This is a genomic window from Pseudomonas sp. 2 (assembly GCF_056627435.1).
On the sequence record NZ_JBWXNG010000001.1, the window covers coordinates 219,816 to 245,532 of the forward strand.

General features: G+C 62.9%; 23 protein-coding genes and 1 pseudogene. 11 read left to right on the forward strand and 13 right to left on the reverse strand.

Annotation, left to right across the window (positions count from 1 at the left end):
• Positions 1–27 precede the first annotated feature (27 nt).
• On the reverse strand, positions 28–1,011 hold the full coding sequence (locus AC1MEK_RS01000; protein ID WP_480394392.1) for a DUF1852 domain-containing protein: 984 nt from the start codon (positions 1,009–1,011) through the stop codon (positions 28–30).
• Between the two features lie 219 nt (positions 1,012–1,230).
• The gene (locus AC1MEK_RS01005; RefSeq protein WP_480394393.1) at positions 1,231–2,118 is read right to left on the reverse strand and encodes a LysR substrate-binding domain-containing protein; all 888 of its coding nucleotides are present in this window, start codon (positions 2,116–2,118) and stop codon (positions 1,231–1,233) included.
• A 186-nt stretch (positions 2,119–2,304) separates the two neighbouring features.
• Between AC1MEK_RS01005 and AC1MEK_RS01010 the strand changes: the two genes are divergently transcribed.
• The 6 genes from AC1MEK_RS01010 (at position 2,305) to AC1MEK_RS01035 (ending at position 7,404) form a co-directional block, all read left to right on the forward strand.
• Complete coding sequence (locus tag AC1MEK_RS01010; RefSeq protein WP_480394394.1) at positions 2,305–3,180, forward strand: transketolase; 876 nt, start codon at positions 2,305–2,307, stop codon at positions 3,178–3,180.
• Between the two features lies 1 nt (position 3,181).
• The gene (locus AC1MEK_RS01015) at positions 3,182–4,183 is read left to right on the forward strand and encodes a transketolase family protein (protein WP_480394395.1); all 1,002 of its coding nucleotides are present in this window, start codon (positions 3,182–3,184) and stop codon (positions 4,181–4,183) included.
• An 11-nt stretch (positions 4,184–4,194) separates the two neighbouring features.
• Positions 4,195–5,040 (forward strand): NAD(P)-dependent oxidoreductase, encoded by an 846-nt coding sequence (locus AC1MEK_RS01020; protein WP_480394396.1) that lies wholly within the window; start codon positions 4,195–4,197, stop codon positions 5,038–5,040.
• Positions 5,041–5,140: 100 nt separating this feature from the next.
• A complete protein-coding gene (locus AC1MEK_RS01025) occupies positions 5,141–6,475 on the forward strand; it encodes an MFS transporter (RefSeq protein ID WP_480394397.1) in 1,335 nt (444 codons plus the stop codon).
• A gap of 171 nt (positions 6,476–6,646) precedes the next feature.
• Positions 6,647–7,087: a tryptophan-rich sensory protein TspO gene (gene tspO, locus AC1MEK_RS01030; RefSeq protein WP_480394398.1), complete on the forward strand. Its 441-nt coding sequence runs from the start codon at positions 6,647–6,649 to the stop codon at positions 7,085–7,087.
• 41 nt (positions 7,088–7,128) lie between these two features.
• Positions 7,129–7,404 (forward strand): hypothetical protein, encoded by a 276-nt coding sequence (locus AC1MEK_RS01035; RefSeq protein ID WP_480394399.1) that lies wholly within the window; start codon positions 7,129–7,131, stop codon positions 7,402–7,404.
• 15 nt (positions 7,405–7,419) lie between these two features.
• Here the strand turns inward: AC1MEK_RS01035 and AC1MEK_RS01040 are convergent, their stop codons facing one another.
• Positions 7,420–8,391: an acyltransferase family protein gene (locus tag AC1MEK_RS01040; RefSeq protein WP_480394400.1), complete on the reverse strand. Its 972-nt coding sequence runs from the start codon at positions 8,389–8,391 to the stop codon at positions 7,420–7,422.
• A gap of 384 nt (positions 8,392–8,775) precedes the next feature.
• Between AC1MEK_RS01040 and AC1MEK_RS01045 the strand changes: the two genes are divergently transcribed.
• Positions 8,776–10,833 carry a TonB-dependent siderophore receptor gene (locus tag AC1MEK_RS01045; RefSeq protein WP_480394766.1) on the forward strand — a complete coding sequence of 686 codons (2,058 nt, stop codon included), beginning with the start codon at positions 8,776–8,778 and terminating at the stop codon, positions 10,831–10,833.
• Between the two features lie 64 nt (positions 10,834–10,897).
• Here the strand turns inward: AC1MEK_RS01045 and AC1MEK_RS01050 are convergent, their stop codons facing one another.
• From AC1MEK_RS01050 to AC1MEK_RS01090, 9 genes are all read right to left on the reverse strand, one after another.
• Positions 10,898–12,142: an NADH:flavin oxidoreductase/NADH oxidase family protein gene (locus AC1MEK_RS01050; protein ID WP_480394401.1), complete on the reverse strand. Its 1,245-nt coding sequence runs from the start codon at positions 12,140–12,142 to the stop codon at positions 10,898–10,900.
• Positions 12,143–12,195: 53 nt separating this feature from the next.
• The gene (locus AC1MEK_RS01055; protein WP_480394402.1) at positions 12,196–12,657 is read right to left on the reverse strand and encodes a MerR family transcriptional regulator; all 462 of its coding nucleotides are present in this window, start codon (positions 12,655–12,657) and stop codon (positions 12,196–12,198) included.
• A 30-nt stretch (positions 12,658–12,687) separates the two neighbouring features.
• Positions 12,688–13,425 (reverse strand): TetR/AcrR family transcriptional regulator, encoded by a 738-nt coding sequence (locus tag AC1MEK_RS01060; RefSeq protein WP_480394403.1) that lies wholly within the window; start codon positions 13,423–13,425, stop codon positions 12,688–12,690.
• Positions 13,426–14,014: 589 nt separating this feature from the next.
• Positions 14,015–15,193 (reverse strand): OmpP1/FadL family transporter, encoded by a 1,179-nt coding sequence (locus tag AC1MEK_RS01065; protein WP_480394404.1) that lies wholly within the window; start codon positions 15,191–15,193, stop codon positions 14,015–14,017.
• Between the two features lie 162 nt (positions 15,194–15,355).
• On the reverse strand, positions 15,356–16,291 hold the full coding sequence (gene kce / locus AC1MEK_RS01070) for a 3,5-dioxohexanoate:acetyl-CoA acetone transferase (RefSeq protein WP_480394405.1): 936 nt from the start codon (positions 16,289–16,291) through the stop codon (positions 15,356–15,358).
• A gap of 67 nt (positions 16,292–16,358) precedes the next feature.
• Entirely contained in the window at positions 16,359–17,228 is an 870-nt protein-coding gene (locus AC1MEK_RS01075; protein WP_480394406.1) for a fumarylacetoacetate hydrolase family protein, read from the reverse strand.
• Positions 17,229–17,265: 37 nt separating this feature from the next.
• A complete protein-coding gene (locus tag AC1MEK_RS01080; RefSeq protein WP_480394407.1) occupies positions 17,266–18,195 on the reverse strand; it encodes a VOC family protein in 930 nt (309 codons plus the stop codon).
• A gap of 69 nt (positions 18,196–18,264) precedes the next feature.
• Positions 18,265–18,774 carry a flavin reductase family protein gene (locus AC1MEK_RS01085; protein WP_480394408.1) on the reverse strand — a complete coding sequence of 170 codons (510 nt, stop codon included), beginning with the start codon at positions 18,772–18,774 and terminating at the stop codon, positions 18,265–18,267.
• A gap of 40 nt (positions 18,775–18,814) precedes the next feature.
• Positions 18,815–20,044, reverse strand: a complete 1,230-nt coding sequence (locus AC1MEK_RS01090) for an acyl-CoA dehydrogenase family protein (RefSeq protein WP_480394409.1) — start codon at positions 20,042–20,044, stop codon at positions 18,815–18,817.
• A 169-nt stretch (positions 20,045–20,213) separates the two neighbouring features.
• Here AC1MEK_RS01090 and AC1MEK_RS01095 point away from each other — a divergent pair, with 169 nt between their 5' ends.
• Both AC1MEK_RS01095 and AC1MEK_RS01100 read left to right on the forward strand, forming a co-directional pair.
• Entirely contained in the window at positions 20,214–21,986 is a 1,773-nt protein-coding gene (locus tag AC1MEK_RS01095) for an acyl-CoA dehydrogenase C-terminal domain-containing protein (protein ID WP_480394410.1), read from the forward strand.
• Positions 21,987–22,108: 122 nt separating this feature from the next.
• Positions 22,109–22,255, forward strand: a pseudogene (locus AC1MEK_RS01100) (hypothetical protein); the annotation flags it as partial.
• A gap of 6 nt (positions 22,256–22,261) precedes the next feature.
• Here the strand turns inward: AC1MEK_RS01100 and AC1MEK_RS01105 are convergent.
• Complete coding sequence (locus AC1MEK_RS01105) at positions 22,262–23,080, reverse strand: substrate-binding periplasmic protein (protein WP_480394411.1); 819 nt, start codon at positions 23,078–23,080, stop codon at positions 22,262–22,264.
• Positions 23,081–23,361: 281 nt separating this feature from the next.
• Here AC1MEK_RS01105 and AC1MEK_RS01110 point away from each other — a divergent pair, with 281 nt between their 5' ends.
• Both AC1MEK_RS01110 and AC1MEK_RS01115 read left to right on the forward strand, forming a co-directional pair.
• Entirely contained in the window at positions 23,362–24,144 is a 783-nt protein-coding gene (locus AC1MEK_RS01110) for a substrate-binding periplasmic protein (RefSeq protein ID WP_480394412.1), read from the forward strand.
• Positions 24,145–24,342: 198 nt separating this feature from the next.
• On the forward strand, positions 24,343–25,596 hold the full coding sequence (locus AC1MEK_RS01115) for an MFS transporter (protein ID WP_480394413.1): 1,254 nt from the start codon (positions 24,343–24,345) through the stop codon (positions 25,594–25,596).
• Positions 25,597–25,717 lie beyond the last annotated feature (121 nt).

Below are 25,717 nucleotides of genomic sequence, written 5' to 3' on the forward strand. Positions count from 1 at the left end.
TGATTCAAACCTTGTTTGTTCAATGACTCAAAGCGCGTATTGGGCAGACCACTGTGCAAGCACGGTCTGATAAGGCTTGATGAAGTGCTCTGCGGCGAACTTGCCTTGCTCGACCGCCAGGCGGCTGCGCTCTTCGCGGTCGTAGACGATGCGCGTCAACGAGTAATCCTGGTGCTTGAGGCTGGGCTGATAGACTTTCCCGGCGGCGGAATTGGCGTTGTAAATCTCCGGGCGATAGATCTTCTGGAACGTGTCCATGGTGCTGATGGTGCCGATCAGCTCAAGATTGCTGTAATCCTCGAGCAAGTCGCCACAGAAATAGAACGCCAGCGGCGCTGCGCTGTTGGGCGGCATGAAATAGCGAACCTTCAAGCCCATTTTCTTGAAGTATTCATCCGTCAGGGAATATTCATCCTGCAGGTATTCAACACCCAGTACCGGGTGCCAGTTCTCGGTGCGCTGGTAGGTTCGGCTGCTTGAAACGCTCAGGCAGATGACCGGCTGCTTGTCGAAGTGCGCCTTGTAGGCATCCGAATTGACAAAGCACTTGAACAACTTGCCGTGCAGATCGCCGAAATCCTCGGGCGTACTGAACCCGGCCTGATCCTTGTTGTGTTCCTGCAAGACCACGCTGAAATCGTAGTCGCGCACATAAGATGAAAAGTTGTTGCCGACGATGCCCTTGATGCGCTCGTTGGTTTGCATGTCGAGGATGGTGGTTTTCAACACCTCGATCAACGGGATGGCGCGACCGTCGCCGCTCGCCTCGATATTCATTTCAGCCGAGATGATTTCCAGCTCCACCCGGTAACGATCGCCCTTGGGATTATCCCAATGCGCCAGGGTATTGAAACGGTTATCGATCATCTTCAAGGTGTTGCGCAAGTTCTGCTGGCGGCTCTCGCCTCGGGCCAGGTTGGCAAAGTTGGTGGTGATGCGCGTGCTGTCCGATGGGTAATAGTTCTCATCGAAACGAATGCGCTTGATCGCAAAGGTGAAGGCTGTGTTCATCGTGATGTGCACCCTGATCTTTCGGGAGCAGTGCTCAATCCATTGATGAATCAGTTCGCACTGCCCGCCGCTGTTCTGTCTTTCTGCCCGGTACTCGTGGCGCTGTACCGTGAAGAGCTGGGCGCATGTTAAGAAGATGGCTGCATGAATGAAAACGAATTGATTTCAAAGCAACATTAGCCATATTCATGAGCCAAAAAAGAACTCAGGGCTGCACTTTCAGGATTGCGCCGGCACTGCAGGCCGCAGCCCCAGCTCATCGAGCAGCCACTTCTTGAACACCTCGGCCGCCTCGTGCCGGGTGCGCCGTTTCGGGTAGACGAGGTAGTGGCCGATGTACTGGATGTCGTGGGTCACCGCGCGCAACGGCGCGACCAGGCTGCCGTTTTCCAGCTCGGTCTGGGCCAGCAGGGTCGATTCCAGCACCACGCCCATGCCACTGGTGGCCGCGGCGATGGCCATGATGCTGCGGTCGAAACGCAGGGCGTAATGGTGCGGGGACATCAGGTGGTTGGCCTCGAACCAGCCTTTCCATTGCAGCATCTGCACGTCGCACTGGATCAGCCGGTGCTCGTACAAGTCCTGGGGCGTGTGAATGCTCTTTGCCAGTTCCGGGCTGCACAGTGGTGTCAGGTGCTCCACCGCCAGCGGCACTTTTTCGATCAGGCTGGAACGCGGCTCGCCGTAAACAATGTCGAGGTCGAAGTCGTCGTTTTCGAACTGGGCGTAATCGGTGCTGGCCGAGAAGCGCAGGTCGATGTTCGGGTAGGCCTGGACGAAACGCGACAGGCGCGGCATCAGCCATTGCATGCCGAAACTCGGTGCGGTGTGCAGGCGCAGCGGCGGCGGTTCTTCGGTCTTGGCCAGCACGAAACCGCGCTGCATTTCCTCGAGCCCGCGCTTCACGTGCTCCATCAGCAACCGCCCCTTGGCCGTGAGATTGACCTCGCGGGTGGTGCGTTCGAACAGCTGAATGTCGATGGATTCTTCGAGTTTGCGGATCGAATGGCTGACCGCACTGGAAGAAATCCCCAGCTCCTGCGCGGCCTGAATGAACGAGCCAGAGCGGCCCGCCGACTCGAACACCCGCAGTGATGAGAGCGGCACACGGCGAAGCTGCTGGATTAGTGAATTCTGCTCAGTCATTGCTGCAAAAATGTCTTTTGTAAGGGTTTATTTGCCGATGGTAGCTTGATTACAGGTTGGATGCAGGCGCTTTGATGAATTCGAAACATCAGTTGCCAGCCTGCTTTCAATGATTGATGCCTTTATAAAAATAAGCAGGAATCAAGCATGACAATCAATCCCCAAGCGGCGCTCGAGCCGCTTCAGCGAGTGGCCCATCACGCCTGGCGCATTCGCCGTTTCGCCCTGCGCATGGGCGAGGTTCAGGGTCAGGGTTACGTCGGGCAAGCGCTGGGCTGGGCCGATGTACTGGCCACCGCCTACTGCCACGCCATGAACGTGCGCCCCAACGATCCACAGTGGGAAGGCCGCGACCGCTTCCTGTTGTCCCACGGCCACTACGCCATCGCCCTGTACGCCGCGCTGATCGAGGCGCAGATCATTCCCGAAAGCGAACTGGACACCTATGGCTCGGACGACAGCCGCCTGCCGATGTCCGGCATGGCCAGCTATACGCCGGGCATGGAAATCTCCGGCGGCTCGCTGGGCCAGGGCCTGCCGATTGGCGTCGGCATGGCGCTGGGCCTGCGCATGAAGGGCAATCCGGCGTGGGTGTTCAACTCCATGTCCGATGGCGAGCTGGACGAAGGCTCGACCTGGGAAGCCGCGATGTCGGCGGCCCACCACAAGCTCGGCAACCTGATCGCGCTGGTCGACCTCAACAAACAGCAGGCCGACGGCAACTCCCACGAGATTCTCGATTTCGAACCGCTGGCGGACAAGTGGCAGGCGTTCGGCTGGCACGTGCAACGTGTCGATGGCAACGATCTGGCGGCGGTCATCAACGCGTTCGATCAGGCCATGGCGCTCAAAGAGGCCAAACCCCGCGTGATCCTGTTCGACACCCTGATGGGCAAAGGCGTGGATTTCCTGGAAACCCGCGAGAAGAACCACTTCATCCGCGTCGAGCCTGACGAATGGCAGGCCGCGATCAAGGTGCTGGATGCTCATTACCAATCGCGTCTGGAACAGGAGCCACGCTGAGATGGATACGCCAATCGCAAACAAACCGCGCCTGACCACCTCGGCGATGATCGCCTCGATTGCCAGCGAAGGGCAGCGCACCGAGACCGCCCCGTTCGGCCACGCGCTGGTCGCCGCCGCGCAGAAGGATCAGCGCATCGTCGGCATGACTGCTGACCTGTCCAAATACACCGACCTGCACATCTTCGGTCGCGAATTTCCAGAGCGCCACCTGCAGATGGGCATGGCCGAGCAATTGCTGATGGCCGCCGCCGGCGGCATGGCCAAAGAGGGCCTGATCCCGTTCGCTACTACTTATGCCGTGTTCGCCACTCGCCGCGCCTATGACTTCATTCATCAGGTGATCGCCGAAGAAAACCTCAACGTAAAAATCTGCGCCGCCCTCCCCGGCCTGACCACCGGCTACGGCCCCAGCCACCAGGCCACCGACGATCTGGCGCTGATGCGCGCGGTGCCGGGCCTGACCGTGATCGACCCGTGCGATGCGCTGGACACCACGCAAGCCGTGGCCGCCATGGCCGAGCACAACGGCCCTGTGTACATGCGCCTGCTGCGCGGCAAGGTGCCGATGGTGCTGGACCAGTACGACTACACGTTCGAGCTGGGCAAGGCCAAGCTGCTGCGCGACGGCAAGGACGTGCTGATCATCTCCAGCGGCATCATGACCATGCGCGCCCTGGAAGTGGCCGAGTTGCTGGGCGATGGCAGCGCCGATGTGGCGGTGCTGCACGTGCCGACCATCAAGCCGCTGGACGAAGCGACCATCATCGAGCAATGCCGTCGCAGCGGGCGTCTGGTGGTGGTCGCCGAGAACCACAGTACCGTGGGTGGCCTTTCTGAAGCGGTGGCGCTGACGCTGTTGAAAGCGCGGGTCAGCCCGGCGTTCCAGCAGATCGCCCTGCCCGATGCCTACCTCGACGCCGGCGCGCTGCCGACGCTGCACGACCGCTACGGCATTTCCACTCAGGTCATGGCCGCCAACATTCTCAAGTGGCTGGCATAAGGAGCGCGCACATGAACGTTGCATTTATCGGTCTGGGCGCCATCGGCCTGCCCATGGCCCGGCAGATTCTCAAGGCGGGCCACAATGTGGTCGGCGTCGAACTCAGTGACAACAACCGCGCGCTGGCGCAGGGCTTCGGTATCGAATCCAGCGCCGACTGGCGCGCGGCCAGTGACGCCGACGTGGTGGTGGTGATGGTTGCCACCCCGGCCCAGCTCGACGCGCTGGTCAGCCAGTGCATAGCACTCAAACCTGGCCAGCACTGGGTGGTGATGAGCACCGTGGGCCCTGCCTCGGTGCGTGAACAGGCCACTCGCCTGGCGGAAAAAGGCGTGCAGGTGGTCGATGCGCCGGTGACCGGCGGTGTGGCCCGCGCGCAGACCGGTAGCCTGCTGATTTTCGCCTCCGGCCCCAAGGCTGCCGTTGCGTACGTCGAACCGGTGCTGCGTTGCATGGGCGAGGTTCGCGATGCCGGTGCCGAGGTCGGCGATGGCCAGGCGATCAAAGTGGTCAACCAGCACCTGTGCTCGGTGCACCTGGTAGCAGCGGCCGAAGCGCTGAGCCTGTCCCGCTCGCTGGGGCTGGACCCGGCGCGGGTGCTGGATCTGGTGCAGAAAGGCGCAGGCGGTTCGTGGATGCTGTCCGACCGCGGGCCGCGAATGCTCGAAGGCACCGACACCCAGGTCACCAGCATGGTCGACATTTTCGTCAAGGACAGCGGCCTGGTGGCTCACGCCGCCCGCGAATGCAACGCCGCAGTGCCGTTGCTCGACATCGCCCACGCCCGTTTCAGCCAGGCCTCTGAGGCCGGGTTGGGCAGGCGCGACGACAGCCGGGTCATCGAGACCTGGGAGTAACGCCCGATACACTGACAAGGATCCGTTCCAACACTCTGGGCAGGCCCCTGCACACACAGGCCCTGCCCGCTACAACAACAATAAAAGTTCGGAGTTTGCCATGAGCACATCCTCTACGGCGTCAACCCACACAGACAGCAAGGCCGGTAAAGTCTCTTTCGCCTCCATGGTCGGCTCGGCCGTGGAAAGCTACGATTTCTTCATCTATGGCACCGCCGCCGCGGGCTGGTTCGGCCAGGTGTTTTTCCACACCACCGAGCCCATCGTCGGCATCCTCGCCGCCTTCGCGACCATGGCCGTGGGCTTCTTCATGCGCCCGCTGGGCGGTTATCTGGCCGGGCATTACGGCGACCGCCTCGGGCGCAAGACCGTGCTGCTCTGGTCGCTGCTGGCCATGGGCGGCGCGACGGTATTGATCGGCGCCTTGCCCACCTATGCGCAGGCCGGGGTCATCGCACCCATCCTGCTGATTCTGCTGCGCATGATCCAGGGCATCGGTTTCGGCGCCGAATGGGGCGGCGCGGTGCTGATGGCCTGCGAACATGCGCCCGCTCATCGCCGTGGATTCTTCGGCGCGGTGCCGCAGATCGGCATTCCATTGGGCCTGCTGATGGCCAACGGCGCGTTCCTGCTTTCGGCGGCGTTGTTCGAGGGCGACTGGGTATGGCGTGCGCCGTTCCTCGCCTCGGTGGTGATGGTCGCGGTCGGCATGTGGATTCGCCTGAGCGTCAGTGAATCCCCCGAGTTCGAAAAGGCCAAGGCCGAAAACACCCTGGTCAAACAGCCTGCGCTGGAAGTGATCCGCAAGGACTGGCGCAAAGTGCTGCAGATCGCCGGCCTACGCCTGGCGGAAACCGGCGGCTACTACCTGGCGACCAGTTTCATGCTGTCTTACGTATTGCTGGCGGGTATTGCCACCAAGCAGAACGTGCTGTGGGGCACCATGATCGGCTCGGCCATTGGCCTGGGCAGCCACCTGTTCTACGGCGCCTTGAGCGACCGCATCGGCCGCAAACCGGTGTTCCTCATCGGCTCGCTGTTCACCATCGTGTTCGGCATCCCGATGTTCATGATGATCAACACCGGCATCGTGCCGCTGATCGTGGTTGCCGTGGCCCTGGCGCTGATCCTCAGCCACGACCCGATCTTCGCCGTCGAAGCCAGCTGGTTCACCGAACAGTTCCCGGCCAACGTGCGCTCCTCGGGGATTTCCCTGGGCTACAACTGTGCCTCGCTGATCGCCGGCACCCTGCCCTTCATCGCCACCGCGCTGTACTCCCAGGTGGGCTGGATGGGCCCGGCGATACTGTTCAGCCTGCTGGGCGTGGTCTCGACCCTGTGCGCGGTGAAAATGCGCGAAACCGCACCGGCCGTGGCGCGGGGTGTGGCGGTGGTCGAGCGTACGGCGCCGGTGGGCAAGCAAGCGTTGCAATAACCGAAAGAAGTCTTAAACGTCGCAAGCCGGACCGTAGCACTCCGGCTTGCCGGCGATCGCCCGGAGCAAGCTGCGCTCCTGGCCCTCTGGGCAGAAGCCGAGGACTTTTCCTGCTCATTGGCATCAAACCCTTTGAACAGTAATCGCTCCTGCCACCCCAAAGGACTTCAGATGACCTTTTACATCTTCCTCATCGCCTGCGCCGCCGCGGCCAGCACCGGCTTCTTTTTCAAACCCGGAAGCTGGTACGAATCGCTGCAAAAACCTGGCTTCACCCCGCCCAACTGGATGTTCCCGCTGGCCTGGACCACGATCTACCTGCTCCTGGCCTGGGCGGGATATCGGCTGGCCCAGCTACCCGGCAGCCAGACGGTGCTTGCGCTGTGGGCCACGCAAATCGCCCTGAATACCCTGTGGACGCCCGTATTCTTCGGCGCCCATCGCATCGCTGCGGGCATGGTGATCCTGGCGCTGCTCTGGCTGGTGGTCGCCGTGATGGTGATCATGGCGGTGCAGCTGGATGTAGTCACCGGGCTCATTCTTTTCCCTTATCTGGCCTGGCTGAGCGTTGCAGCGGCGCTGAATTTCTCTATCCTGCGACACAACAGATGAGCATGTAATTGTTGGCGAGAAACGCAGAGGGGCTGGACGACGTGGACTCACAAGCATGGGATGACGAGGGTTCAGCCCCTCAGGAAGGCTGGTTTTCGCCAGAAGACCGCAGCCGCATCGACGATCTGATCGGCAAGCTGCTGACCAGCAACACCAAGGAAGGTATTTCTCGCTACCACGCGATGGCCGAGGGTTACTTGCTCGGTCTTCTGGACTGCTATCACGTCAGTGAAGAGCACCACGATGCGGTGACCCGCTACCTGCACAATCTCGCCCTCAAACGGCTGAAGCTGCTGGCGCAGAAAACTCGCAGATAAATCCTGACGACAATCCTAAAGCACAAACCTCACCCTCCTGCTCACCCCAATCAGCAATGGCGCAGCGGCGAACGCCAGGATCAGCACCACCAGCGCCAGCAGGTTCCCGTAGGCCATGCCCAGCGACATCGCCCCCAGAATAAACAATGGATGCACGTAGTACACCGCCGAGGAAACCTTGGCCGGCACGCTGCTGGTGGATGCTCGATAGTGCACGAAGGGCAGCAGGAACAGCGCTGGCCCCATCACCACCAGCGATGCCAGGAAGTCGAAGTTCAGTCGGGTATCGGCGCGCAGCGCAAGGTTCAGGAAGGCCTCCGCCAGAATCAGCAACAACCCCAGCATCAGCGCGGTCCAGACGCCTGCGCGGGTGATCTTTTCGGTGACCTGATGGCGGGCGAACAGGTAGCCGATGGTCATGAACGGGAAGCCCATGAACACGAAGTTGCGCGCCGTGTAGTCGTTCTGGTTGAAGTGCTGCAGGAAGGCATTGGGCAACTCGTAGTACACCCGGGCGTACTGCAGAAACAGACCGGTCACGAACGCCGCCAGCGCCAGCGTCACCAGCAGCGTCGTGCTGCGTCTGTGCATCAGGTACAGCATCAGGCCGCCACCGAGCATGCCGGTCAGGTACCAGAGGTGGAAGTAGCCGATCAGCAGTTTTTTCAGCACCGCCACTACGCCGCCGAGGCTGCCCAGGGTCGCCGGCTCCACGTACATCGGGCTGTAGATCAGCATCCAGAACAGATACAGCCACAGACCCCGTTTGAACCAGATCGCGAAAGAGTGCCCCTCGGTCAGGACCCGATGCAGATAGAAGCCGTTGATGATGAAGAACGTCGGCACCGCGACCCGGAACAGGCCGTTGCACAAGAGATAACCCAGGGTGGTGTCGTTGCCGCCGAAGACGTGGCAGTGCAGCGCGACCACGAACACGGCCAGCAGCACCTTCAGCGCATCCAGATTTCCATTCAGGGCTTTGGGCATTGGATCGGGGCTTCCCTAACGACTGCGATCGGCCACGCGTTGCACTTTTTCTGCCCCGATTAGCATAGCCAAATGTAACAAATGCGAGACAGCGGTCGGAAAAGAGCCTCAGACAACGACAGCATCGCTCTCCAACTTCCTGCACAAATCTCTCCTGATCACTGTATTTCGACGCATTTTTAAGCACCTTGGTAATGTATCAAAAAGCCATGAAAGAAAATGGCATGTGCGCAAATGTGAAAAAAATGTCGAAAGACGTGAGCTTTATGAGTTAGATTCGCATTCAGATTTTGAAACACATCCTGTTACTTTCTTCTTCTGTAGGATTTTTCCTTGAAACGTCACCTCCCTGCCGGTCTTCTCCTGGTCGGCGCGTGCAGCGCCATGCCCATCGTTCACGCAGCCGACGACCTCACGCTGCCCGCGACCCAGATTGAAAGCAGCACTGAAAGCGTCGATGGCGTCAGCCAGGGGTATGAAGGCAAGGCGTCGTCGACCACGACCAAACTGGGCCTGACCGACAAGCAGACACCGCAGGCAGTGACCACCATCACCCGCCAGGAGCTGGACGATTTCAAGATCAACGGCATCAAGGACGCCCTGCGCTCGGCGCCTTCGGTGACCGTCGAGCAGACCGAAACCGACCGGACTGAGTTCACCTCGCGCGGCTTCGACATCAACACCTTCGAATATGACGGCATGGGCATGCCCTTCGTCGGCACCGTGCTGACGGGCGAACAGGACCTGGCCGAGTACGAGCAGATCGACGTGCTGCACGGCGCCAATGGCTTGATGAGCGGCGCCGGCAACCCCTCGGCCACCGTCAACTTCGTGCGCAAGCGCCCCACCAAAGACTTCCAGGCGCAGATCCAGACCAGCGTCGGCTCCTGGGACAGCCGCCGGATCGACGTCGACGTGGCCGGCCCGCTGACCGACGACGGCAAGGTCCGCGGCCGCTTCATCTATGCCCACGACAAGGGCAACTCGTGGATGGACCGCTACAGCCACGAGCGCAACATTGCCGCCGGCCTGCTGGCGTTCGACGTCAGCGATGCCGACACCGTGACCGTGGGTTTCTCCCAGCACAACAGTGACGCCAACGGCAGCAGCTGGGGCAACCTGCCGCTGGTCGACAGCGACGGCAACGCCATTCATTACAGCGGCCGCAGCAACAGCATCGGCCAGCCGTGGACCTACTGGAACCTGCACACCACGCGCACCTTCGTCGAACTCAAGCATGACTTCGGCAATGACTGGAACGCGACGGTCACCGCCACTGGCATTCAGGAAAAGCAGAACACCAACATGCTGTACGTCGGCTCCGTCACCGACGACGTCGCTGGGGCCTATGGCAACCACACCCGCAGCGAGGCCCACCAGCTTCTGGGCGAGGCCAAGGTGCAGGGGCCGTTCAGCCTGTTCGGTCGCGAGCACCAACTGACCTTCGGCGCCGCGTATGGCCGTACCCATCAGAAAGCCCAGGAGTACGACGAGAACCTGACCGATGGCAGCTTCTTCGAGACCTCGTTCTCGGGCATCCTGGCGGGCGTCACGCCCATGCCAGTGTTTGGCGCCACCAGCGAAGGCCTGGGGCAGAATTTCCAGGACACCCAGAAGAGTGTGTTCGGCGGCGCGCGCTTCAGCCTGACCGATGACCTGCACTGGATCGCCGGTGCACGCATGCTCAGCGCCGACAGCAAGGGCGACAGCTACGGTTCCGAGCGCTACACCCGCGCCCATGGCAAGGTCGCGCCCTACACCGGCCTGGTCTACGACCTGAGCAAGGAGTGGAGCGTCTACGGCAGCTGGACCAAGATCTACAACCCGCAATACAACGTCGGCGTCGACGGCTCGCTGCTCGCCCCGCTGGAAGGCAAGAGCATGGAAGTCGGGGTCAAGGGCAGCGTGATGGACGATCGTCTGCACCTGACTGCAGCCGCGTTCAAGACCGAACAGCGCAACGTGGCCGTGTACGCAGGCTACAACGGTGTGCAGAACGTCTACACGCCAAACGACTTCAAGAGCCACGGTATCGAGCTGCAGGCCACCGGCCAAGTCATCGATGGCCTTGACTTGCTGGCCGGCTACACCTATGTGCGCATCGACGATGACAACGGCGAGAAGGCCCGCAAATACGTGCCGACCCACAGCTTCCGCGGCATGGCCACCTACCGCCTGCCAGGCATCCCGCAGATGAAAGTCGGTGCCCGCGTCAGCTGGCAGACCGCCGTGGAAAACGACGACAACAGCGCCATCAAGCAGAACGCCTATGGCCTGGTTGACCTGATGAGCAGCTATGACATCGACAGCAACTGGAGCACGTCGCTGAACCTGAACAACGTCACCGACCGCAAATACCTGCTGTCGCTGTACAACAACGCCACCACGGCCAGCTACGGCGCGCCGCGCAACCTGACCGCTTCGGTGACCTGGAAGTACTGATCCTGCCCACCCGTTCGTGGCGCGCCCTTGCGGCGCGCCGCGCACAGGCTCCCCTTCGTGCGGATCAAGTGCGATTCGTCACACCCTCTCCCGAAACCCAGCGCCGATAGCGCCGCGTCCGACACGCCATCGCCGCCTGCTGCATGATCAGCGCGCGCAACGGCGACACCCCCGGATCAGGCGATTTGTTGCGGCTGAGCCTGCTCAACTGAAACTTCACCACGGCCATGTTGGCCAGCGACGCCATGGCCTTGTTTTTCCAGGTGATGGGCGGCAGCTGTGGCGCGTTGTCCGGGCCTTGTTGCCAACTGCGCGGCAACTGTGGGTCGAGGGCCAGCGCCGTGCCGATCCCGACCATGTCGACGCCGCTTTCGATCACGCTTTGCGCCACAGGGCGGCGACGCACGCCACCGGTGACCATCACCGGCATGCGGGCGACCGTCCGGATGTCGCGGGCGAACTCGACGAAGTACGCCTCGCGGGCCAGTGTCCGACCGTCGCGGGCCTCGCCTTGCATGGCCGGCGCTTCGTAGCTGCCGCCGGACAGCTCCACCAGATCCACGTCCAGCGCGTTGAGCCACTGCACCACGGTCTTGGCGTCGTCGGCCGTGAAGCCGCCGCGCTGGAAGTCGGCCGAATTGAGCTTGACCGCAACCGTGAACCCGGGCGACACCACCGCCCTCACCGCCTTGACGATGTCGAGCAACAGGCGCGCGCGGTTTTCCAGCGGCCCGCCCCATTGATCGGTCCGCTGGTTGGTCAGGGGCGAGAGAAACTGGCTGAGCAAATAGCCGTGGGCCGCATGGATCTGCACGCCGCTGAAACCGGCCTGTTCGCCCAGTTGCGCGGTGCGGGCAAAGCGCGCGATGACCTCGGCGATCACTTCGGCCGTCATCGCGCGGGGCGGGGCGAAACGCTTGGACAGATTGCCCAGCTCCAGCGGCACGGCCGAGGGCGCCCAGGTCGGCTGCCCCAGATTGGCCTGCATCTGCCGCCCCGGGTGATTGATCTGCAGCCAGACCTGCGCCCCGCCGGAGCGGCCGATGCTGGCCCAGCGCCGGAACCTCTCCAGTTGCCGGTCATCCTGCAGCACCACGCCGCCGGGGCCGGTCATGGCCCGGCCGTCGACCATCACATTGCCGGTGATGATCAGGCCGGCGCCGCCATCGGCCCAGCTCTGGTAAAGACGCATCAGGGCGTCGGACGGCGCGTGCTGATCGTCCGCCATGTTTTCTTCCATGGCGGCCTTGGCGATCCGGTTCGGCAGGGTCGAACCGTTGGGAAGCGTGAGGGAATCGAACAGTTTCATGGGCAGTCCTCGATTGACAGGGGACCACCATAAGATTGAAGTGAACTTTAAGGTCAATGGCTTTTTTTGGACGGCAATCCTGCGTCGTCGCTGTCGCCCGAGAAGGCGTCGCGCTCTTCGCGCAGTTTGCGCAGAAGCCGTTGAGTGTTGTCGCCGCAAGTCACGTCCTCAGGCTTGCTCTGCACGCCTTCGATGACCAGCAGCAGGTGCGCCTTGTTGCGGGCCAGGCGCTCCTGCAGCCGTTCGATCTCTTCGACCTTGCGCTTGAGGCCACTGACCAGTTCGTCCTGATGCCAGCCGTTTTCGCTCATCGGCAGCAACTGGCGGATTTCCTCCAGCGAGAAACCCGCGGCCTGGGCACCGGTGATCAGCTCCAGCAGCCATTGGGTGTCGGGCGCGTAGTCGCGATAGCCGTTGGCCTTGCGCGCCACCGAGGTGATCAGGCCGCTGGCCTCGTAGAAGCGGATGCGCGAGGCGGCCAGCCCGCTGATTTTTGCCAGTTCGCCGATTCTCATGCCGCCTCCGCAGGTTGCCGGTTCAAGTGATTACACAGGCGCGATGCCGTGGCTGCTCAGGTCGATGTGGACGATGCGCTCGGCTTCTTCGTGGGGCACGCCCAGGCCACCGAGGATGAACTGCACCATGCTTTCCACAGCCGACACCGGGCGCGCGCCTTCGAGGATCTTGCGCAGCAGGTAGAGCATGCCGCCGACGATGCAGTCGACGGTGGCGACGATATCGATGACGTGGAAGGCGTTTTCTTCGTTGCCGATGCGGATGTCCCGCGCCAGCGGGTTGCCCATGGTTTCGATCATGTCGTTGATGCTGTAGACCGAGTGCACCAGGAACCAGCCCCAGACCGGGTCGGTCAGGCCGCGATGGATGGTGCGGCGGATGTTGACGCCGACCCGCTCAGCGACGCAGGACGTCGGGCAGGTTGTGGCGTCGAGTTCTTCGATCATCGCCAGCGCGTCGTCGATGAACACGGCCCGGGCCACTTCTTCCTTGCTGGAAAAATAGTTGTAGAAGGAGCCGAACGACAGCTCGGCTTCTTCGGTGATGTCGTTGATTGCCGTGGCTTCGATGCCCTTGCGGCCCATGACGGTGCGCGCGGCGCGCAGCAGTTTGTTGCGGGTGCGCTGGCGGGCCTTTTCGTTGATCCGCGGTTTGCGCGGTTCGGCGGGCTGCTCGCCGGTTTCATCGACGGCAGGCGCGGGGCTGGCTTTTTTGCGCGTCGTTTTTTTGGTCTCGGCTGGGGGAACCGGTCCTTGTTTCTTGGTCATGGTGTTGATCGGCTTGCGCTATTGAGCGGTCGGGCAAGGATACCCGAGTCGATCGGGGGGTGACAGGGAGTGTGTGGGGGGGCTTCAGGATCAAGATCAAGATCAAGATCAAGATCAAGATCAAGATCAAGATCGAGAGCGCTCTTCCTAACGTCAGATCTGTTTCGACTTCGTCGAGTTACTTTGTTTCGGCAAAGTAACCAAACCATTGCTCCTGGTTTGGGTCCTCCTTCGTCGGACTTCCTTCATTCCAGTCTCGCTCCGTGGGCCCGGCGCGAATGGGCCATCCATGGCCCCGCGCCTCGCGCGGCATCCTGCCGCTTGGCCCACTCCACGAGACTTCCATTCAGCCTGCACCCAAGTCGCGATTTGTGTCGTCTGATCTATCGCGCACGAAGATCAAAATCAAAATCGACCGGCTAGCGCTGCCCCCGTAGCAGCACGGCTTGCCGGCGGGCTGGCGCGCAGCGGCAGTAAATCCTATGCACGCGGTGGATCTGACACGCCGAGGTCGCCTGATTTTACTGCCGCTGCGCGCCAGGCCGCCGGCAAGCCGGACTGCTACGGGGTTTGTGTTGGGTTCATCCAGTCAGAACCGCATCCCCACCCCCATCAGCACCGAGGAATAATGCGCGCCGATGTTGGTGCCGGTGCTGGTTCCGCGGCCGCGAATGGTTTCGGGGATTTCGTATTCGTAACCCAGCGACAGGTCGGTCTGCGGCGAGAGGTGGTAGGTGAATCCGGCTGATACCGAGTTGTTCAGGATGCCCGGCGAGAAGTAGTTGGCGTTGGTGTGGTCGGCGTCCACCGCGGCGCTGGCGCGCTTGAAGCCGGCGCGCAGGGTCAGGGACTGGGCGGCGTTCCACGACACGCCGAAGCGGTAAACGTTCTGGCTGTTCATCCCGGCGCCATCGGGGTTGTTGAAAAAGCCGACCTTGTCCCATTCGATGCGCAGGTAATCAGCGGCAACGGTCAAATCCGGGGTCAGGTGCAGCGCCAGGCCGATGCCCGCCTGTTCCGGCAAATCCAGGTGCCCGCCGGAGATCGCCAGCAGATCATCCTTGTAGCCGGACGCATCGCTGAAGCGCATCTTCGGCGAGTACGAGGCGCCGACACTGAGCAGCGGATTGATGTTCCACAAGCCCCCTACCCGCCAGCCAAGCCCGGTGGTGGTGACGATGCCGTGGGTCGGCGATACGCCCAGGCTGCCATCGGGCTGCGGCGCGACAAGGCCGCGAGCCTGCAATTGCTGGATGCCCAGCAGCACGGAGAAGCCCAGCGAGAAATCGTCGGTGAGTTTGTAGGCGATGGTCGGCGCGAAGTTGATGTGGGTGATCTTGGTTTTCACCGCCGGAAAACCCGAGCCCGGAATGGCGGCGTGGCTGTAGTCGGAGCCTGAGCCGATCGAGTACAGCGACATGCCCACCGAGGTGCGCTCATCGAGCATGTAGTTGAAGCCGCCAGAGGGCACCGGCACCCGCACTTTGAAGTCGTCACGGTTGTTCTCGTTGCCAAAGCTTGAACGGAAACTACCGAAGAACAGTTGCACGTCACCGTCGATGCGATTGCCCAACTCGACCATGCCGGCCGGGTTGTCGCTGGCAATCGCGGTGGATTGTGGAAAGGCCATGGACGCGCCGCCCATTTGTGCCGACTCGACACTGGCCGAGGTGGGAATGTTGAAGTTCATCGCCGATGCACAGTCAATCGAAGACGCGCACAGCAGCCCCGTCGCCAATGCACCCAGCATGGTTTTCTTGTTATTCATCGTTACGCCTGCACAGTTTATTTATTGTCGTTGGAACTGATCGGTCACAGCGTTTACAGCGCACGTGTTGAGCTTGAAAACAACGTCGATACCGCGCCCGGACGCGCAGCCGGGGGCCTCGCCGATAAAGGCGACATGCATTCGCGGTATCGGTTAAACGACTTAGAAAGCGACCTTGTCGCGCCCTTTCAACTGCATGATTTCCCGCGCTTCATCCGGGGTCGCGACCGAGAAGCCCAGCGACTCGATCACCGCCTTGATGGCGCTGACCTGCTCGGCGTTGCTCTGCGCCAGCCTGCCCTTGCGCAGCCACAGGTTGTCTTCCAGGCCCACCCGCACATGGCCGCCCATCAACAACGACTGGGTCGCGATGCGCGGCTGTTGCGCGCCGACGCCCAGCACCGACCAGTGATAGCTGTCGCCAAACAGCCGGTCAGCGGTGCGCTTCATGTGCGCGACATCTTCGGGGTGGGTGCCGATGCCGCCACGAATGCCGAACACCGACTGAATGAACAACGGATCCTTCAGCAACAGACGCTCGCGAAAGTGCGCGGCGGTGTACAGGTGGCCGATGTCGTAGCACTCGATCTCGAAGCGCGTGTCGTTCTCGGCGCAGGCGGCCAGGATCTGGCCGATGTCCTTGAAGGTGTTGCGAAAGATCCGCTCTTCACTGGCCGCCAGATACGGCTGCTCCCAGTCGTGCTGGAACTCGGTGTAGCGCTGCAGCAGTTCATACATGCCGAAGTTCATCGAGCCCATGTTCAGCGAGGCGATTTCCGGGCTGAACTGCAAGGCCGGGGCGATGCGTTCTTCCACCGACATGGTCGGCGCACCGCCGGTGGTGAGGTTCAGCACCACATCGGATTCACGCTTGATCTGCGGCAGAAAGCGCTCGAACAGACGCGGGTCCTGGCTCGGCATGCCGCTCTGCGGATCTCGGGCGTGCAGGTGCACCACCGCAGCCCCCGCCTCGGCCGCTTCGATGGCCGAGCGGGCGATCTGCTCGGGGGTGATGGGCAAATACGGCGACATCGACGGCGTGTGAATGGAACCGGTGATGGCGCAAGTGATGATGACTTTCGGCGCTTTGGCAGCCATGGCTGTTTTCCCCTGGGGCAAATGGATGCATGGGGCGGCATCGCGCTGCGACGCCGCCGCTTGGCGGTTATTGCGGCTCGTCGACGATGGTGTTTTCGATATGGCCAAGGCCGGTGATCTCGACCCGCACCACATCGCCGACCTGCAGGAACACCTGAGGCTGCATGGCGATGCCGACGCCTGCCGGGGTGCCGGTGATCAGGATGTCGCCGGGTTCCAGGGTCATGACCTCGCTCAAATAGGCGATCTGCCGGGCGATGCTGTAGGTCATCAGTTCGGTCGAGGAATGCTGACGGCGCTCACCGTTGACCCAGAGGGTCACGGTCAACTGCTGCGGGTCGGCGATTTCATCGGCGGTGGTGATCCACGGGCCGATGGGGCCGTGGGTGTCGAAGGACTTGCCCAGCGTCCAGGTCGGGCTCTTGGCCTGCCAGTCACGGGCGCTGACGTCGTTGGCCACGAAGTACCCGGCCACGTGCTGCAACGCCTCCTGTTCGCTGATGCGTCGGCCGCCCTTGCCGATCACCACGCCCAGCTCCGCCTCGTAATCCAGGCGTTCGCACACGGCCGGGTGATGCACGTCGTCGAATGGGCCGTTGAGGCAGGTGATCTGTTTGCTGAACCAGACCTGCGAAGTCGGAATCGCCACGCCCAGGCGCCGCGCCTCGGCTTCGTGGTCCTTGTAGTTCATGCCCAGGGCCATGAATTTGCCGGGGCGCAGGATCGGCGTTAGCAGTTTCACCTGGTCCAGAGCCACGCTGTTTTGCGCGTTGGCCGGAAGGTCGCGTGCCGCGGCCATCGCATCGGGGTTGGCGAGCAAGGTGCTGACGTCGACCAGCCCGGAGGTGGGCAACAGCTGATCCAGATTGATGATGCGGTCGTCCTGCACCCGGCCGATCGAAGTCTTACCGGCATGGGAATAGCGAGCGAGTTTCATGCTGTGTTCCTTTCAAAAGATGAGAGTGCGAGGCCAGTCAGTCGAGGAAGTCCGGCGAAAGTGGCGGCGCCCATTGCGCCAGGGCGTCGGGAGACAACGGTTCGCTGCCCACTGGCATCGCGTCGTTGACCAGGTCGCCGTCGGTCCAGTGCTCGACCTTGTTGCCGAACGGGTCGAGCCAGTAGTCGAAGATCTGGCTGCCCTGCACGTGGCGGCCGATGCCCCAGGAATGGCGACGGTTCTGCTGGCGCAGGTACTGGTTGCCGCAGGCCAGGTCGTCCCAGTCGAGCACCTCGAAGGCGCAGTGATCGAAACCCGGCTCCGTGGCGCCCAGATTCAACAGCGCCACGGTGTGGTGGTCGGTGTATTCTTCGCCCAGCCCGCAGTGCATGAAGGCCGCCACGGTGTTGTCCGGGCTCGGGGCGTAGTAGCTGTCCGAGACCCGCAGCCCGAGCACGTCGTGGTAGAAGTCGAACATGGCCTTGAAGTTGACCGTTTTGAGCACCACGTGGCCCAGGCGCATCACGCAGGACGGCTGCACGCGGACCCGGTTGGTGCTGCCCAGGCGTCGACGGCCATCGACCGTGTTCAGTTGCAGGGCGGGACGCACGTCCTGCACCTCGACCACCTGGCCGCCATACAGCAGGTCGACCCGCAGGCCGTCCGGATCGCGCAGCGTGACGATCCAGCCGGCGCCCAGTTCGTCGTTCGGCCGCACCGGGCTGTCGAAGCGCTCGCCGATGGCCTGCAAGGCTTGCAGGCTGTCCATGCGGTAGCCGACGCCCAGTGCCTTGGCCGGACCCAGCTCGGCGATGTAGGCCGGATAGCCGCCGTGGCAGGCGGACATGTGCAAAGCGGTCGCCGTGCGGGCGTGGTGCCGCAGGCCGAAGTCGCGCAGGAAGTCGGCCTGGACGTCCAGATCCGGCACCTGATAACGGACATAGGCGATATCGCGTACAGCAATCATGCTGTGCTCCTTATTGTCATTGTTGGAGGGCATCGTGCAGATCGCCGGGCCCCGACGCCCGGCGATGGCTCAGCCCAGGTCGAACCAGCAGGTCGCCGGGTCCAGCGCGTGAAGCTGCTTGTAGGAGCCCGAATAGAACAGCAGCGGCCTGCCGTCCGACTCCTCGATGGCCTGCACATCGGCGGTGTAGATCAGGTGATCGCCACCGGCGTGCACGGCGTTGGCCCGCACCGCCAGTTGCACCAGCGCACCGGCCAGCACCGGCGCCTCGCCCAGCAGGCGATAGTCCGGCACCAGATCCGCCTGCGGTCGGCCACCGAAATGGCTGCTCAAGGCCTCGTTGTCTTCACGCAGAAAGCTGATGCCGAAGGCATCGCCCGGCTTCACACTGGCGGCGAAGCGCGCCTGATTGCGCACCGCGACCAGCACCATGGGCGGGTCCATCGACAGCGACATGAAGGCGTTGGCGGTCATCCCGCTGAACTGCCCTTCGTGGCTGAAGGTGATGACAGTGACGCCCGTGGCGAACTTGCCCATCACGCGGCGAAAGATTCGCGGTTCCACTTCTTTGATTTGCATGCGGCACACTCCCGGTCGATACGCGTTGCGGGTTCGGCATTCAAATGAACGGTGTGCCCGGCGTATTGCCGCAGAGAATCCGGCCGTAGGTCTCGAAGTTGGTGTTGGGGCTGACGATGCCGTGCAGCGAGGCGATGCGCGCGTCCTGCCAGATGCGGGTCATGGGGTTGTTGACCGAAGCCAGCGAGCCACCGGAGGCCGAGGCCAGCAGGTCGACGGCTTCCCAGACCAGTTTTTCCGCATAGCCGACATCTCGGCGCACCCTGGCGCGCGCGTCGAAGGCCATGTAACTGCCCGACGCCGCGCTGGCGTCGATGGCGTCGGCGTGACGCTCGAGAATAGCGCGGGCCGCATCGATCTTCGCCGAGGCCTCGCCCACTTGCAGGTGAGTGATCGGCGCTTCCGACTGCTTGGCGTACCAGGAGTACTGGATGCCACGGCGTGGCAGGGTCTCCAGGAAGGTTTCCAGTGCCGCCACGCCCAGGCCCAGGGCCGGGAACGCCAGGATGATCGCCAGCATCGGCATGCACGCGCTCTGGTACAGCGACTCTCCAGCCAGGTGCGTGGCCAGATAATCGCCCTCGATCGCCCGGGTCACCGAGGCGATGCGCGACTGCGGCACGAACACATTGCTGACGGTGACGGTTGAGCTGCCACTGCCGCTGATGCCGATGACGTTCCAGTCATCGAGAATCTGCAACTGCTCGACCGGAATCAGCGCCACGCCTTGATCGACCACCTTGCCGTGCTCATCGACCAGCGGAATACCGAGCATGTCCCAGGTCGCGTGGTTGACCCCGGAGTTGAAGCCCCACATGCCCTCCTCGATCAGATACCCGCCCTCGACCTTGCGCACCAGCGCCTTGCGCGGCGACAGCACGCCCGTGACGCGAGCGGGTTTGGCGCCGCAGAACACCTCTTCGGCGGCCTCTTCACCGAAGAACGCCGCCGCGCACCAGGTGGTGACGTTGGTCAGCGCCGCGACCCAGGCCACCGAGGCATCGCCACGGCCCAGCTCGGCCACCACTTCCAGAAAGGTGCGCACCGACACCTGACTGCCGCCATAGCGGCGCGGTGTGGTCAGGGTCAGCAGGCCGCCCGCTTCAAGGTCGACCAGGGTGTCTTGCGGCAGGCGCCCGAGTTGCGCGGTGTCTTTGCTGCGGGCCTTCAAGCGCGGCACCAGGGTGCGGGCGTAATCGAGCAGTGCAGCGGCGGTCTGCGCCTGATCGGCGGCAGCGTGGGCGGGTTCGGAATGGAGAATTGCAGTCATTGCGTCACCTGTTTTTCGTGTTGTTGTTATCGGTCTCCTGGCCGGGGGTGTCACCGTGCCGGAGCGTTATTGATATATTCATCATTTTTGATAGAGTCATCAATAGTTATTTTTCAGGGGCTCGCAAAGCACCGAAAAACACCCTCCGACAACAACAAGAGAAACACCCATGTCTGAATTCAATGCCCCGCTGCGCGACATGCGTTTTGTGCTCAACGAGCTGTTCGAAGCGCCCGCGCTCTGGGCCCGCCTGCCAGGCATCGCCCGGCACATCGATGCCGACACCTGCGAAGCGATTCTTGAAGAAGCCGCCAGCATCACCCGCGGCCTGCTGGCGCCGCTCAACCGCAGCGGCGATGAAGAAGGTGTGCAGTTCCACGACGGCCAGGTACGCACACCCGACGGCTTTGCCCAGGCCTACGCCACCTACAGCCAGGGCGGCTGGGTGGGACTGACCGGCAATCCGGCCTACGGCGGGCTCGGTGCGCCGAAGATGCTGTCGGTGCTGTTCGAGGAAATGCTCTACGCGGCCAACAGCAGTTTTGCCCTGTACTCGGTGCTCAGCTCCGGCGCCTGCCTGGCCATCGACGACCACGCCGATGAAACCCTGAAAACCCGCTACCTGCCGGCAATGTACGAAGGCCGCTGGGCCGGTTCCATGTGCCTGACCGAAGCCCACGCCGGCACCGACCTGGGCCTGATCCGCACCCGCGCCGAACCCTGCGCCGACGGCAGTTACCGGATCAGCGGCAGCAAGATTTTCATCACCGGCGGCGATCAGGACCTCACCGAAAACATCGTCCACCTGGTGCTGGCCAGGCTCCCAGACGCCCCACCCGGCGCCAAGGGCATCTCGCTGTTTCTGGTACCGAAAGTGCTGGTCAAGGACGACGGTTCGCTGGGCGCACGCAACGCCGTCAACTGCGGTTCCATCGAACACAAGATGGGCATCAAGGCCTCGGCGACCTGCGTGATCAACTTCGACGGCGCCAGCGGCTGGCTGGTCGGCGAGGCCAACCGGGGCCTGTCTGCGATGTTCACGATGATGAACTACGAGCGGTTGTCCATTGGCATTCAGGGCCTGGGCTGCGCCGAAGCCTCCTATCAGCAGGCCCGCACCTACGCCCGCGAGCGCCTGCAGAGCCGCTCGGCCAATGGCGCCGCGCAGCCTGCGAGCATCGCCGACCCGATCATCGTCCACGGCGATGTGCGCCGCATGCTGCTGTCCATGAAAGCCATGACCGAAGGCGGCCGCGCCTTTGCGGTGTACGTTGCTCGGCATCTTGACCTCGCCCGGTATTCACCCGATGCCGAGGAACGCGTGCGCTCGGCCTCGCTGGTGGCGCTGCTGACGCCGGTGGCCAAGGCGTTCTTCACCGACTCAGGCCTTGAGAGCTGCATCCACGGCCAGCAAGTGTTCGGCGGCCACGGCTACATTCGCGAATGGGGTCAGGAGCAGTTGGTCAGGGACGTGCGCATCGCACAGATCTACGAAGGCACCAACGGCATTCAGGCGCTGGACCTCTTGGGGCGCAAGGTCCTCAGTGATTCAGGCGCGGCACTGGAAATCTACACCCGGGCAATGCTGGACTGCGCCGAAACAACCACATCCGGATTCGGCCCTGCCCTGCACTCGGCCGTCACCCGCCTGATCGACGTCAGCCAATGGCTGGCGACACAGGCGCGCTCAACGCCGGATATCGTCAGCAGCAGTTGCGTGGAGTACCTGCACCTGTTCGGCTACGTCAGCTACGCCTGGCTCTGGGCACGGATGGCCGATGTCGCGCAGCGCAATCTGGCCTCGGACGAACCCTTCTACAGCGCAAAACTGGCGACGGCGCGGTTCTTCTTCGACCGGCTGCTGCCACGGATTGCCGGCCTGGAAGCCTGCATACGCAATGGCAGCGAGTCGCTGTACGGGATGACGGCCGAGCAGTTTTGACGCCAGGGGTGCGGTCTAGCCGGGCAAACGAATCACAAACCGCGCCCCGCCCGCGGGCGACTCGCCGATCGAGACACTGCCACCCAGCACGCTATCCAGATCGGCCGGCAGCGCAACCAGCCAAGCAGGCAATCGGCACCGGGGTCATCGGCGGCATGCTCACAGCCACTCTGGCGGTGGTGTTCGTGCCGGTGTTCTTCGTGTTGGTGATGGGGTGGGTCGCGCGTTTCAAACGCCCCAAACCGCTCGCCGATGCGGCCATTGAATGAGCCAGGTTAGGGCTTTGCCGCCTGCTTTTGCTGGGCATTCCACAGTTCCAGATTGGCTTTGACCAGCGCTTGAGGCAGCGGCCCGGCGACGATCTCCTGCATCTGCGCGGCCATGCGCTCGCGCAGTGCCGGGGTGATGCAGGGCGAGCTGCGCGACAACGCCAGGTACAGCCCTTCGCTGCTGACGGGCGGCTCCAGCGCCTGGACGCTGTCTTCGATGCCCAGGGTCCTGGCCAGGGCGACGCCGGGGTAGTGCTCGAAGATGACGTAGTCGTTGCGTTTGAGGATCAGCTTCTGGAACGCCTGGCTGGCGGTGGGCACCGCTTCCAGCGCGAGGTGAGCGTTGGCGAAATCGTCGAAGGCCTGGCCGTTGCTGTTGTTGACCAGGGTGCCGCCGGTGCGGCCGATCAGGTCTGACCATTGGTGATAGGGAAAACCGGCATCGCGCCGCACCCAGACCATGGTCGGCGTGGCGAGAAACGGCGGCGTGATGAAGTCGACCAGCTGCTGGCGCTCCTGGGTCAGGAAATACCCGGCCAGCATGTCAATGCGCCCGGCCCTGACTTCTTCCTGGGACCGCGACCAGGGCCCCACATACAGCACATCGATCGACAGCCCCAGGCGCTCGCCCAGTTTCTTGACCAGATCGGCATTGGCGCCGATCAGGCGCTGCGGGTTCTGCGGATCGCGCCACAGGTAGGGAGGGTATTCGGCGTTGCCGGTCGCGGTCAGATGGCTGCAGTCAGGTGCGCCCAGCGCCATGCCTGGGATCAGACAGAGCACTGCCCGCAGCGATACGAGCCAGCCTGGGTAACGCTTGATCATGGGCAACCTCTGACTTCCCTGGTCCAGACCCGCTTGCAAATGGCCGTGAATGATCACCAGCCGGTGGCCGAACGCAGCCCGATGACGCAGGAGCTTAGTTCACGGATGCCATCGGTGCGTCAATTCCGTTCGAGCGGTTCTATACTCAAGCACTGACATTCAGAGGCGCGAAATATCAGGAACCCGCAGCGCCTGCGCGCGCCTAAAAAAGAAAAGCACTCACCCGATGTTCAATGTAGCCTCGCCTCCCCTGCAGGAGACGGCGCAATGAGAGGTGCAGCATGACAGCCCGATTCAGACACTGGTGCGTGGCCCTCTTGATGTGCGTCGCGGTCGATGCTGTTTTGGCTTCTGATGCCGGGCCCGCCGCTGCAGCCGACACTTTGCGCGTCGTCACCGAAGAACTGCCGCCCTACAACATGACCGAGAACGGCCAGGTGACCGGCCTGAGCACCGAGATCGTACAGACCGTGATGCAGCGTGCCGGGGTCAAAGCGCGCATCGAAGTGCTGCCCTGGGCCCGCGCCTATGACCTGGCGATGCACAACGACAACGTGCTGATCTACTCCATCGCCAGAACCGCAGAGCGCGAGCATCTGTTCAAGTGGATTGGCGCCATCGCGCCCACCCGCTGGTACATGTTCAGCCTTGCCGACCGCCCCATCCAGCTGAGCTCGCTGGACGATGCCCGGCGTTACCACATCGCCACGGTCAATCAGGACGTCGGTGAGCAGTACCTGATCGCTCACGGCTTTCAGGTGGGCAAGGAACTGCAATCGAGCAGCACCTATGAGAACAACTACCGCAAGCTCAAGGTCGACCACGTCGAGCTGTGGATCTCCAACGAGCTCAACGCCATCAACCTGATGCGCAAGAACGGCGATGACCCGGCGACCATGATGGTCCGCTCGTTGCCGCTGCCGGAGCTGTCGAGCGAGAACGGCCTGTACATGGCCGCAAGCCCGGGCACGGCCGATGCGCTGGTGGAGCGTCTGCGCGCGGAACTGGCGCGCATCCGCCAGGACGGCACCTACGCGGCGATCCAGAACAAATGGCTGCAATGAGTCACGCCTGAAGCCTTGGCAGAAGCGTCTGGAACGCGCCATCCAGCGTCTTTTATCATTCCTGCTGATAATTACTATCGAACGCCTCGCCTGTCGGCCCTCTGAGACCGGCTCCTACAATCGCCCCGAATTCTCCCTCGCTCTCGCGCCTCGAACACACCTGTGTACAGGCGACGCCCTTACTTGGAACCCAAGCTTATGCCAAGCGCCAATCAGGCCTCTCATGGCCGTCCCGAGCATGATCAGCAGAACGTCAAACAGCAATGGCTGGCGATTCTTTCCGTTGCCGTCGGCGCCTTCGCCCTAGTGACCAGCGAATTTCTCCCGGTGGGCGTGCTCAACGACGTCGCCCGCGACCTGGGCATCAGCGCCGGCCATGCCGGCCTGATGGTGACCCTGCCCGGCATCATGGCCGCCCTCGCCGCGCCCTTGCTGTCGGTGGGCATCGGCGCCATGGACCGTCGCTACCTGCTGACCGGCCTGACGCTGATCATGATAGTCGCCAACCTGGTGGTGTCCTTCGCCACTGACTTCAGCCTGTTGCTGTTGGGGCGCGTGCTGCTGGGCATCAGCATCGGCGGCTTCTGGGCCACGGCCATTGCCCTGAGCGGCCGGCTGGCGCCGCGAGGGGTGAGCGTTGCCCAGGCGACGTCGATCATCATGGCGGGCGTGACCTTGGCCACGGTACTCGGGGTGCCCGTCGGCACCTGGCTGAGCGAACTGATGGGCTGGCGCATGACCTTCATGGTGACCGCGCTGGTCGGCGTGCCGGTGCTGCTGGCGCAGCTCTTCCTGCTGCCACGGCTGAACCCGGACAAAGCCATTCAAGTCCGCGACCTGCCCGCCCTGTTCATCAACCCGCAAGCCCGGGTCGGCCTGATCGCCGTCTTGCTGATCGGTCTGGCGCACTTCGCCGCGTACACCTACGTCGCACCGTTCTTCAAGCACAGCGCCGGTTTCGACGGCCCGACCATTGGCTCGCTGCTGTTGCTCTACGGCATCGCTGGCGTGTTCGGCAATATGTTCGCCGGCTTTGCCGCCAACCGCAGCGTGCGCCACACCCTGATGCTGGTGGCGTTGATGATCGGCGTCAGCACCGTGCTGTTCCCCTACTACGCCACCGGCCTGACCGGCGCCGCGATGCTGATCGCCCTCTGGGGCTTCGCCTTCGGCGCATTCCCGGCCTGTGCCAGCATCTGGATGTTCGTGGTCGCACCCAAGGACGTCGAACGCGGCATGCCGCTGTTCGTGGCGATGTTCCAGGTCATCATCGCCCTGGGCTCGTTCTTCGGCGGGCAGATCGTCGACCAGATGGGCAGCGCCGTGCTGATGAGCCTGGCCACTGCGCTGGTCGGTTGCGGCCTGGTCACCGTGCTGGTGCTGGGGCGCAACGTCAGTAACGACCTGGCGGGCGATGCTGGCGAGTCGGGCGCTGTGATCAGCCATCACTGACCGACGCCCCGGGCTGATACCGCTTGGGGTGCGACGGAGCACACCAAGGTATAGGTCGGCTGTCTTCAGGTAGGAGTGAGCGGCGCGGCGATCTGGATTAACGTTTGCCTCAACGCGATTC